This is a genomic window from Barnesiella sp., assembly GCF_022723415.1.
Classification (GTDB): Bacteria; Bacteroidota; Bacteroidia; order Bacteroidales; family Barnesiellaceae; genus Barnesiella; species Barnesiella intestinihominis.
On the sequence record NZ_JAIJHU010000154.1, the window covers coordinates 1 to 1,017 of the forward strand.

At 36.8% G+C, this 1,017-nt stretch carries 1 protein-coding gene; it reads right to left on the minus strand.

What is annotated here, in order from left to right; genetic code table 11:
• The coding region (locus tag QVD32_RS13240; protein WP_287710404.1) for a replication initiation factor domain-containing protein at positions 1-726 on the minus strand (726 nt) is incomplete at its 3' end.
• Between the last annotated feature and the right edge of the window lie 291 nt (positions 727-1,017).

Sequence of the window (1,017 nt, forward strand, 5' to 3'; positions counted from 1 at the left end):
TAATTTTTTTGCTTGTTCTAAATTCTTCTGATAAAAACAGAAGTGCATAGAACTCTGTCGTGAACCAAAGTAGATCGTACAACCTTTACTAGTATTTCCACCTGTTTCTCGTTCATCAATTACTCGAACCGACCGAAACCTTGTCTTATACAATCCCTCATTACATCGTTGAGCAATAAAAGGAATAGAAATCATTTCCTTTTTATCATCTAATGCCACATCCACCCTCGGAAAATTAACTTTTCCTTGAAAAGATTGAAAACATCGACGAATAAAGTCCTTCCAGTTTTCTTGCCACTCTTCTAAAAAAACTTCATAATTACGGCACCCTTGCCCTGCTAGTTCAATCAAAACTCCTCGATCCGTCATCGGATCAGAGTTTAATACTCGAATATCACCATAGAAGTACATTTCTCGGTAACCGTATAACTTGGTTTCTTTAAATACAAACAAGTCATAATCTAATTTGAGAACCTCTTCAATTACCTTCACATGATTATTCGTTGGAAAACAAACACGCATATAATCGAAATGTGCTTCTAAATATTCGTTAGTTTCGACTGATTGATAAAACTTAATTAGCCTTTCGGCTAATTCTTCACTAATTTTTCTACGTTCCACTTCATATAAAGACAAACTAGAATGACTAATCGACATAGCTTTAGCTACTTCACGCTGACTCAATCCTGTTTTTAAGCGCATTGCTTTCAATTCTTTACCTGTCATTTTAACAACCTCACATCACTGTCAACACTCATTAAAAAAATCAATTTTTTGTTGACACCCAAAAACATTGATTTATCAATATCTGACCCTCCATCACTTTTAGATTATTAACAATTCTAACCCGCTATTAGATTATCGGGTTTTTGGAGTGGTGGGCGACCGCCCACCACTCCTTTTCTGTTATTTTATTATTGTCATTCGCACAAAACCGGTGCGTTTCACGAATTTCTAACTCAGAATGCGTCACCGGCGAGCGCTTGAGGCGCTCGCCTCTCACAAGGAGACCTTGTT